Origin of the sequence: Pectobacterium fontis, from assembly GCF_000803215.1 — a bacterium.
Classification (GTDB): domain Bacteria; phylum Pseudomonadota; class Gammaproteobacteria; order Enterobacterales; family Enterobacteriaceae; genus Pectobacterium; species Pectobacterium fontis.
Window position 1 is genome coordinate 1 of sequence record NZ_JSXC01000021.1, and the last position, 9,457, is coordinate 9,457.

At 46.1% G+C, this 9,457-nt stretch carries 8 protein-coding genes and 4 pseudogenes; 11 read left to right on the forward strand and 1 reads right to left on the reverse strand.

Annotation, left to right across the window (positions count from 1 at the left end):
* The 6 genes and pseudogenes from OI69_RS19790 to OI69_RS07310 all read left to right on the forward strand — a co-directional run.
* Positions 1–162 (forward strand): annotated as a pseudogene (locus OI69_RS19790) (IS3 family transposase); the annotation flags it as partial.
* Positions 159–476, forward strand: a pseudogene (locus OI69_RS07290) (DUF3800 domain-containing protein); the annotation flags it as partial. The pseudogenes OI69_RS19790 and OI69_RS07290, both read left to right, overlap by 4 nt.
* Positions 477–858: 382 nt before the next feature.
* Entirely contained in the window at positions 859–1,632 is a 774-nt protein-coding gene (locus OI69_RS07295) for a lysine/arginine/ornithine ABC transporter substrate-binding protein (RefSeq protein WP_039348116.1), read from the forward strand.
* 27 nt (positions 1,633–1,659) lie between these two features.
* Positions 1,660–2,370 carry an ABC transporter permease gene (locus tag OI69_RS07300; RefSeq protein WP_039348119.1) on the forward strand — a complete coding sequence of 237 codons (711 nt, stop codon included), beginning with the start codon at positions 1,660–1,662 and terminating at the stop codon, positions 2,368–2,370.
* 2 nt (positions 2,371–2,372) lie between these two features.
* On the forward strand, positions 2,373–3,056 hold the full coding sequence (locus OI69_RS07305; protein WP_039348121.1) for an ABC transporter permease: 684 nt from the start codon (positions 2,373–2,375) through the stop codon (positions 3,054–3,056).
* 16 nt (positions 3,057–3,072) lie between these two features.
* Complete coding sequence (locus OI69_RS07310; protein WP_052198328.1) at positions 3,073–3,825, forward strand: amino acid ABC transporter ATP-binding protein; 753 nt, start codon at positions 3,073–3,075, stop codon at positions 3,823–3,825.
* A gap of 28 nt (positions 3,826–3,853) precedes the next feature.
* Here the strand turns inward: OI69_RS07310 and OI69_RS07315 are convergent, their stop codons facing one another.
* The gene (locus tag OI69_RS07315; RefSeq protein WP_039348127.1) at positions 3,854–4,600 is read right to left on the reverse strand and encodes a GntR family transcriptional regulator; all 747 of its coding nucleotides are present in this window, start codon (positions 4,598–4,600) and stop codon (positions 3,854–3,856) included.
* 264 nt (positions 4,601–4,864) lie between these two features.
* Between OI69_RS07315 and OI69_RS07320 the strand changes: the two genes are divergently transcribed.
* The 5 genes and pseudogenes from OI69_RS07320 to OI69_RS19160 form a co-directional block, all read left to right on the forward strand.
* A complete protein-coding gene (locus OI69_RS07320; protein ID WP_052198329.1) occupies positions 4,865–5,923 on the forward strand; it encodes a phosphotransferase in 1,059 nt (352 codons plus the stop codon).
* 2 nt (positions 5,924–5,925) lie between these two features.
* Positions 5,926–7,275, forward strand: a complete 1,350-nt coding sequence (locus OI69_RS07325) for an aspartate aminotransferase family protein (protein WP_039348130.1) — start codon at positions 5,926–5,928, stop codon at positions 7,273–7,275.
* 10 nt (positions 7,276–7,285) lie between these two features.
* Positions 7,286–8,191, forward strand: coding sequence for a DMT family transporter (locus OI69_RS07330; RefSeq protein ID WP_039348133.1), 906 nt, complete (start codon positions 7,286–7,288; stop codon positions 8,189–8,191).
* A gap of 372 nt (positions 8,192–8,563) precedes the next feature.
* Positions 8,564–8,960: pseudogene (locus OI69_RS20200) on the forward strand (helix-turn-helix domain-containing protein); the annotation flags it as partial.
* Between the two features lie 68 nt (positions 8,961–9,028).
* Positions 9,029–9,395 (forward strand): annotated as a pseudogene (locus OI69_RS19160) (transposase); the annotation flags it as partial.
* Between the last annotated feature and the right edge of the window lie 62 nt (positions 9,396–9,457).

The window sequence follows — 9,457 nt, forward strand, 5'->3', positions numbered from 1 at the left end:
AAGGGTTATCAGGGCAAAGATGAGGCCTGGCAGCAAATCAGTGGTTATATAGTGAACTACTACAATAGCGTCAGGCCACATCATTACAATGGTGGACTAACGCCGGAAGAATCAGAGAACAGATACCGTTCTTACTGTAAAACCGTGGCCAATATGACTTGACCACTACACTGTGTGTGCGTAAAGACACTTTGCACATCTTCAATGAGCGTGTCCAGAAGCTGAAAGATAAGTACGGTATTGTCGGTGAGTTGAAGTGGTCTAAGATAAAGAACAGCGCAGGGCAGGCAAACATCTGCATTGAGCTGCTGGCTATGGTGCTCAAGAACTCGTGCTGCTTCCACTCGATTGTTGTAGTGAAGAACATTTACAACAACTGGCTGACGGACAGGGAGCTGGCTTTCTACCAGACGTACACAATGCTCGTTAAGAACGTTGCTAAGCAGATTAAGAGTGACATTGAGGTCATCATTGATCTCCTCCCAATATCGGTGCCAAGATAAATCAGAGATCCGGGAAGAGATCAAGATCATCACAGCCAGAAACGGACATTGGGGATTTCGTTTAATACATATGGTCATCCAGGTTATTTGACCATGAAACGCAACACTTTGGGAAAGATACTTGAAAGTTTAAAAGTATAAAACTGAGAAGCGATGCATACTGAGACCATCTGTTTTACTAAGTTATTCGCCACTGACTTGCACTTTTATGATTCAATCCCGCCTCTTTGTGGTGCAAATTATTAGCGCATTCAACATTTCAAGTATGCAATACCTTGATATATGACAACTGCGTAGTTGGCATCATAAATGCATATTGATATATCAGTATATCAAAACGCACAGTGAGGTCGTCATGTCAGTAATTAAAACCGTGGTTGCAGGGATCATTGTAATGGCAGGACTGTCTTCTCAGGCAGTAATGGCTAAGGAATGGAAAGAAATTCGCATTGCTACAGAGGGTACTTATAAACCTTTTAGCTACATTGCCGATGGGAAGCTGACAGGCTTTGATGTCGACATTGCAAATGCTCTTTGCGAAAAAATCAAAGCAAAATGCACCATTGTGTCGCAGGAATGGGATGGGATGATCCCAGGGCTGATGTCTGGTAAGTATGATGCAATCGTGGCCAGTATGTCGATAACGCCTGAGCGCCAGAAGAAAATTGACTTTACTGATAAGTATTACGCTACCCCGGCCCGCTTTATCGCGACCAAAGACAGCGATATTAAGGAAACTACACCGGCTTCACTTAAAGGAGTAACCGTAGGCGTTCAGGGTTCCACCTCCCAGGCGACTTATCTCGAAGACAACTTTAAAGATACTGACGTTAAAATGTATAAAACCGTCGATGATGCCAACATGGATCTGGCTAACGGTCGTATCGATCTCGTTTTCTCAGATGCTGCAATACTTTCCGACTGGATGAAGTCCTCTGAAGGCGCTTGCTGCAAATTTGTAGGGGGGGATGTTCGTGATGAAAAATACTTTGGTGTGGGTAAAGGTGTTGGGATCCGTAAATCCGATGCGGATCTTCGCGACCAGTTCAATACAGCTATCAAGGCCATTATTACTGACGGAACCTTCGACCGAATCAACAAGAAGTATTTCGATTTTTCGATCAAGTAAAGCCTGTTTGTAAGCTGAAGGTACCGTATGAGTGAATACCTGAATTATCTGTCATTCGGGAACGGAGGATGGGCTCAGCCCATCCTTTCCGGGGCCTTGTTAACAATCGAACTTGCAGTCGCGACGCTGCCGTTTGGTCTTGTGATGGGGCTGCTACTGGCAAGCGGAATGTTGAGTAATAAAAAATGGGTGCAACGGTTTTGCATAGCGTATGGCACGATTTTCCGGGCGCTTCCTGAGCTGCTTACCATTTTCATTATCTATTACGGCTCGCAGCTTGCGATCAAAACAGCATGTGATTTCTTTGGCTGGGAAACACCGCAGATTAATGGCTTTATTGCTGGCCTCATTGCACTGGGTGTCGTATTCGCTGCATTTTCATGTGAAATTTTTTATACCGCTCTCAAGACTATCCCTCAGGGGCAGTATGAAGCGTCCTACGCACTTGGACTGTCTTCGAAGACAAGCTACTTCCGTGTGACGTTACCGCAGGTATGGAGGATCGCATTACCAGGCCTTGGTAATGTCTGGCTGGTGCTACTCAAGGATACATCGCTGGTTTCCGTCATTGCGCTTTCAGACCTGATGCGACAGACCTATATAGCGGTAAATTCGACAAAAGAGCCGTTTTTCTTTTACGCATTGGCGTGTGCTGTTTATCTGATTTTTTCGTCTGTGTCTGGACTCATTCTGAGTTTCCTCGAACGCAGAGCTAATCGCTATTACGCCAAGGGGTAAGTATGTTTGAGCTTTTGCAGGAATATGGCCCCCGAATGCTTAATGGCCTCGGGATTACTTTTCAGATAGTCCTGACATCAGTTTTTGCCGGGGCGATCCTTTCGATGTTGATCCTGATGTTTCGCATGTCAGGATCATCAGTCCTGAAGTCAATTTCTCTGGCATACATCTATTTTTTTCGAGGTACACCGCTTTTGGCCCAGACTTTCCTGGTGTACTACGGGGCTGGACAATTCAGGCACGAATTGCAGGGGCTAGGATTATGGTGGTTCTTTCGTGAGGCCTACTGGTGCACCGTTTTCACCTTTACGCTGAATACTGCGGCTTATCAGGCAGAAATCTGGCGCGGTGCGATCCAGTCAGTTCCGGGTGGTCAGCACGAAGCTATTCATGCGTTAGGCATGACGCGCACCGCTGGTTTTCTGAAAATTATTCTTCCCCTGGCTTCTGTTGTCGCGTTGCGGCCGCTGGGTAATGAGCTCGTGCTCATGATGAAATCGTCAGCAATCGCCAGCACCATAACCGTAATGGAGGTGATGGGAACTACCGCGCTGGCGTTTTCACGCTCATTCGATTTCCAGGTCTATTTGTGGGCGGCCATTATCTACCTCGTTATCGTGGAAATCATTCGCCGTCTGGTATTGAAAATCAGCAATCGCCTGACAAAACACATGGTCAGAGCCTGAAGGTCTGGAGAATAAAATGGCTACGAAAGAAATTCACAAACTGATCGTGCAGTTTCACGGCGTTAATAAATGGTATGGCGACTATGCAGCGTTGCGTAATATCGGGCTCGTGGTTAGCAAAGGTGAAATTGTCGTCGTGTGCGGCCCGTCTGGAAGCGGAAAATCGACACTGATCCGTTGCGTGAATGGACTCGAAAAGTATCAGGAAGGAAAACTGGTCGTAAACGGTACCGATTTAGGCGTGACGCGCTCAGGTGATGACAAAGTCAGATGTGAGACAGGCATGGTGTTCCAGAATTTTAATCTTTTCCCACACATGACGGCTCTAGAGAACTGCATGCTGGCACCACAATCGGTGCTGAAGGTTTCCAAAACAGAGGCTCATGAGAGAGCGGTAAAATTCCTGACCAAGGTCGGCATGTCCCATAAGATGAATCATTATCCAAGCCAGCTTTCTGGCGGTCAGCAGCAACGCGTAGCGATTGCCCGAGCGTTATGCATGTCCCCTCAGGTTTTATTACTGGATGAACCTACCTCTGCACTCGATCCTGAAATGGTGAAAGAGGTTCTGGATGTAATTTTATCACTGGCTGAAAGTGGTATAACCATGATGTGCGTGACGCACGAAATGGATTTTGCACGAAAGGCAGCCGACAGAGTGGTATTTATGGATCAGGGACAAATTGTGGAAATAAATACGCCGGATGAATTCTTTACTAACCCATCATCTGAACGTGCACGACAGTTTATTGGTCAGATATCACATTAATAAAAAAGAGGCGAAAGCCTCTTTTTTATTATCCAAGAAGATGACGCAATCCTTTTTTTGAATCCAGATGGAATAAAAGGGCATCATCTTTTTCAAAATAATGCCGGTGCTTATCCAGAAGAATCATTAGGCTGTCATACACTTCAAGATTAATTGTCATCAGCTCTTCAGCAGAAGTTTCATCTCCACGACGAATTGCATGGTAAAGCGCCTCATGCTCGTTAATCACTGACTCATAATGCTGCTCCACAGTGAAAGCCAGCCTGCGAACGCGATCCAGGTGCCCTGTGCCACCATGTAGCGTCAGCCAGATTTCTGGCATGTTGGCGCACTTCGCTATGAGCTTGTGAAACTCGTCATCGAGTGTGAAGAAGTAACTCGTGTTGGCATTGGTTGCTGCGAAACGCTGCCGGTTAATGATCTCATCAAATTCAATATCATACTCCGGACGGTAAAAGCGTGAGGCTAGCTTAGCAATCCGGGGTTCAAGGGATTCACGCAGGAACTGGCCATCGAGCACTAGTTTTATGTCGATGGGACTGACGATAGTACCCTGGTTTGGCCTGACAATAATGAGATTCTGACTTGCGAGAGAGAGCAACGCCTCTCGAACGGGAGTTCTCGACAGGCCAAGCTGAACAGCAATCTCTTTTTCCTGAATCACTTCACCGGGTGGAAGACGCATCGCGATGATGGCATCACGCATCAGGGTGAAGATTTGCATCGTCTTCGGTAACCGGTGATCCAGCATCTCAGCTGAAAACAGAAAACTCATTGAAATTCCTCATAAACACTCACCATGGTGAGATTCATATTTGTCTACCAATATATCACGAAATGGCGGGTCAGTAATCCTTCCAGTTGTGCAATTCGTGGTGTGAATCATCTGATTATTGTCGTTAGTCCTTATGTATCCGCGGGTGATGATTCTACTTTCTTATGACATCTCTTTTAATCTGCGTTACAGGAGCAAGATTACTTTATTTAGATGAAGTGATATGCCAATATATCACTTAACGATTAATTACTGGTAACCAGCATGGCAGACAACATTTCACTTGAAGTGGAAGCGACCAATGCGCTAACTGCGCAACAGAGCGATATTGACTGCGAATTTGCAGCGAACGTTCTTTTTGAACATTACGGCATTCGCGGTGAAGTCAGAAAATTGCGTAGTGAAAGAGATCAAAATTTTCTGGTGCTGAGCGAGGATGGGACTAAGTTCACGATAAAATTTGCCCATCCCAGCGAAGAAAGAATGGTGAGCAACTTCCAGACTGAGTTAATGCATCACATCAACCTTCATGCACCTGGCCTGCCGATTCAACAGGTCAGAACTGCTGCAAACGGCGAGTTTGAGCTCTTTATTGATTGTCTCGGTCAGATGCGTACTGTCAGAGTCGTGACCTATCTCGAAGGTAAGCTGATGGCACAGTCACCTGCCTCCGATGTACAGAAATTTAACCTCGGCAGCATGGCAGGTCATGTCACCAATGCCCTGATGGGTTTCAGCCATCCCGCACAGGATCACGTGTTGCTGTGGGATGCTCAACACGCGTCATCGTTACGTGAATACATGAATGCGATAGTTGCCCCAGCAAAGCGTGCCATGTTGGCATTCTGCCTGGATAATTTTGAAGCACGCGTTAAGCCACTTCTACCCTCATTACGTAAAAGCGTTGTTCATAACGACATGAACGGCGATAACGTTTTGGTTAGCCCTCAGAACACTGACGAAATCGCGGCCATTCTTGACTTCGGTGATTCGGTTAATACAGCAATAGCTATTGATGCTGCAGTGGGTGCGACTTACCAGATGGGAACTGGCGAGCATCTTCTCGATGGCGCTCTGGCCTATCTTCGTGGCTACGTAGCTCAGGTCCCACTCCAGGAAGAGGAGATCAACATTATGTTCGATCTGTTCCTTACGCGTATGTTTGTCCGGATTGTCATTACTGAATGGCGGGCACGTCAGTTCCCGGAAAATAGCGAATACATTCTGAGAAACACCGCAACCAGTTGGTTACAACTGGAACAGTTGTTGTCTCGGCCGTTTGACGAAACCCGTTATCTCATTGAATCAGCCTGTAAGGAATAACTATGTCACAGTCATTTTCTCCCACTGCGGGTATGCAGAATGGATTTGATATCGCCCGTTTAAATGAGCTTAATACGCGAGAGCGTGAAATCGTTTCACGCCGCGAGTCGCTGCTTGGCCCATCCTACAAGCTGATGTATGAACACCCGGTTGAGTTTGTTCGCGGCGAAGGGGTATTCCTCTATGATGCAGAGGACAATGCCTATCTCGATTGTTACAACAACGTGCCATCAGTAGGCCACTGTAATCCGGCTGTCGTAGATTCAGTAACGCGTCAGATTGCCAGGCTTAATACGCACACGCGTTACATGAGCGAAAACATCCTGAATTACTCTGAGCAACTGCTGAATACTTTTGGGCCTGATCTCGGACATGTCATGTACACATGTACGGGAAGTGAAGCTGTTGACCTTTCCCTGCGCATTGCCAAGTTTTATACTGGTGGCACAGGCATTATCGTGACTGATTATGCGTATCACGGTATCACCACAACAGTGGCAGCAATCTCGACCACGATGGGTAAATACGTTCCTGTTGACCAACATGTTCGCACGGTCCGTGCCCCTGATGCCTACCGTGCCGGGGAAGGTGTGGATGTAGCACAGCGACTGGCTGATGATATCGAAGCGGCGATTGCAGATATGGAACAACATGGCATCAAGTTCGCGGGCTTCATTGCAGACAGCATTTTCTCAACCGATGGTCTGCTGACCACTCCTGCTGGCTTCCTTAAAAAGGCCATTGACGTCGTACACAAGCACGGCGGTGTATACATTGCCGATGAAGTGCAACCGGGCTTCGGGCGTACCGGCTCTCACATGTGGGGTTTTCAACGCCATGGTATCAATCCTGATCTCGTCGTCATGGGAAAACCAATGGGTAATGGCTTGCCAATTGCCGCAGTCGTTGCCAAACCACAACTGTTGGCAGATTTTGGCCGTAAAATCCGCTATTTCAATACCTTTGCGGGTAACCCAGTCTGCATTGCGGCTGCACAGGCGGTACTTAATGAAATTCAGAATAAAAATCTGCTGGAGAACTCACGCCTTCTGGGTGACTACTTGCTGAATGGTTTTCGTGTCATTGCTGAAAACTATCCTCAGATTGGTGATGTGCGTGGCGCGGGTCTTTATCACGCGATTGAGTTTGTTAAGGATCCTGACACGAAAGAGCCGGATACAGAACTGACTCGCAAAGTCGTCAGTGAACTGCGTGAACGCCGTATCCTTATCAGTACAACAGGCAAAGGTGAAAACAGCCTGAAAATTCGTCCCTTACTAACGTTTAGTCAGGATAATGCTGACCTGTTGCTGAACCAGTTCGAAGACACCCTCAAAGCAGTTATCGGATAAGGAAAAGACCGTGGCACTCCGTCATTTTTTTGTCGTCATTCTGGTTGTTGCGATCTGGGCATTTAACGTTGTGGCTATTAAGCTGGGCGTAACGGAGTTGCCTCCGCTATTCATGACACTGCTGCGCTTTGTTGTGGTAGCTGTTGTTGTTGTTCCCTTTGCCAGAATTTCAAGGGAACAATTTAAGACTTTGATGATACTAGCATTTACCTTTGGATTTATGCATTTTTCTTTATTGTTCGTGGGTACGCATTATACCGATGCAGGAACCGCAGCAATCGTGGTTCAGCTTGGAACGCCATTCGCCATGATCATGGCCGCCGTTGTGCTGAAGGAAAAATTGAGTGTCGTTCAGGCTATTGGCATTGCGATTGCCTTGTCAGGAGTATTCTTCCTGGCTGGAAGTCCTTCATCCGCCTCGATACTGGCAATGGCACTCCTGCTGACTAGTGCAGTTGGATGGGCACTTACAAATATCATTGTTAAATGCTCAGCGCCTATACACCCTCTGACAATGGCGGGATGGCTTTCCTTTTTGGCGATCCCGCTGGTTGCACTGGCATCGTCCATTTATGAAACGGGCCAGTTTGCTGCCATCGAGAATGCGAGTTGGCGCGGCTGGTTCGGCGTTTTGTACAGTGCAATTGCATCATCCATTATTGCTTATTCATTATGGTACTGGTTGTTAAAAAAATACCCAGTAAATAAAATCATGCCTTACTCATTGCTCAGTCCGGTATTTGCCATTTTTTTTGGTGCTTTATTTCTAGGAGATAGCCTAAATATCTGGAAAATATCAGGGGCGACTCTTATCATCGGCGGAACCTTTCTTGCTCTGGTCAATCCAATAAGTATTTTCAGGCGCTACAGAGAGCGATTAATTAAATCATGCTCGGCGCCAGGGCGTAGCCTTTAAATGGCGCCACAAGTGGGCACCTTTTTGGGGTGTTAAATTTGAGCGACAACATATGTAGATCCTTCAGATATGTTCCATGTTTTATGTAACTTGTTTTAATGGTTAAAAATAAATGCCCATATAAAACTGGCATAAAAACCACTTTGACATTTATATATCCGTAATCATTGAAGATGCTTGGTTTTACTCAGTAAGAAGATCATGTTCATCCACTATGTAAATATTTATTACTGATGAACAGAAAGCCGAACTTGAGCACCTGAATGACACTAATTAGCTTCGCCAAATAGTAGATCACTTGAAGGGAACTCAGTCCGAGTTGTGCGATCTGATCAATCGCCAAACATCACAAATCACCAATCGGACTGAGCGATGCCGAACATAGCAGCAATCCCTGATGAAGAAAGACGACTAATGCGTAAAGAAGCCCAAAAAACACGCGATAAGAACCATTCCAGACGACTCATCGCCATACTATGCTACATAGGGGAATGACCGTCACCGACGTCGCCAGACTGCTCTGCGCTGCTCCCACATCCGTTAGAATATGGATGAATTGGGTTACTTTACATGGTGTTGAAGGACTAAAAAGCCTCAAATCCGACCGAACACCACGCTGGCCCTCCACAGGATATCCTGCATGCGCTACCGTTTCTGGTCCAGCGTTCTCATCGGGATTTTTGCCAGTTGCGTTCCTGCTGGAGCACGGAGTTGTTGGTATTTATCGTTAATCTGCATTTTTAATGTAGAGCTCCATCCCGCAACGTTAGCACCGCTAACCTGATGGATGAGGAGAGAGCTTCGCTGCGTCTCAAAAATGATTTATTCAACAACTCCGATTACAAAACTATTAATGACTACACTATTGCCCGTCTTTTTATTGAAATAAGTAAACGTTACCTCGATTACCGACAAAAAATCCATGTGATACTGGATGGTACAGGTTATCACTGAACCCAATTGATTAAAGATTGGGCCTTTGTCGTGATGCGTTTCACTATTTACCGCCTTACAGTCCGAATCTGAACGCAATAGAGCGCCTATGGAAAGTGGTTAACCAGCATGTACATAATAATCGCTATTTTGAAAACACTCACCATTTTCGGACTTCCATATTCAATTTTTCTCACCCACGCTACTAGAAATAGCAGACTCTCTTACTTACAGAATGAATCGCTTTCAGGTGCTCAAACCTGCGTCTTGAGGTTTATTGGGTATATTACCGCCTGTTATATAATTAAATCATAAACCCCAAACCCCAAACCC

What these genes read in the sequence shown, in the direction of transcription:
- OI69_RS07295 (WP_039348116.1), top strand. Translation starts at nt 859, where the DNA reads ATGTCAGTAATTAAAACCGTGGTTGCAGGGATCATTGTAATGGCAGGA.
- OI69_RS07300 (WP_039348119.1), top strand. Translation starts at nt 1,660, where the DNA reads ATGAGTGAATACCTGAATTATCTGTCATTCGGGAACGGAGGATGGGCT.
- OI69_RS07305 (WP_039348121.1), top strand. Translation starts at nt 2,373, where the DNA reads ATGTTTGAGCTTTTGCAGGAATATGGCCCCCGAATGCTTAATGGCCTC.
- OI69_RS07310 (WP_052198328.1), top strand. Translation starts at nt 3,073, where the DNA reads ATGGCTACGAAAGAAATTCACAAACTGATCGTGCAGTTTCACGGCGTT.
- OI69_RS07315 (WP_039348127.1), bottom strand. Translation starts at nt 4,600, where the DNA reads ATGAGTTTTCTGTTTTCAGCTGAGATGCTGGATCACCGGTTACCGAAG.
- OI69_RS07320 (WP_052198329.1), top strand. Translation starts at nt 4,865, where the DNA reads ATGGCAGACAACATTTCACTTGAAGTGGAAGCGACCAATGCGCTAACT.
- OI69_RS07325 (WP_039348130.1), top strand. Translation starts at nt 5,926, where the DNA reads ATGTCACAGTCATTTTCTCCCACTGCGGGTATGCAGAATGGATTTGAT.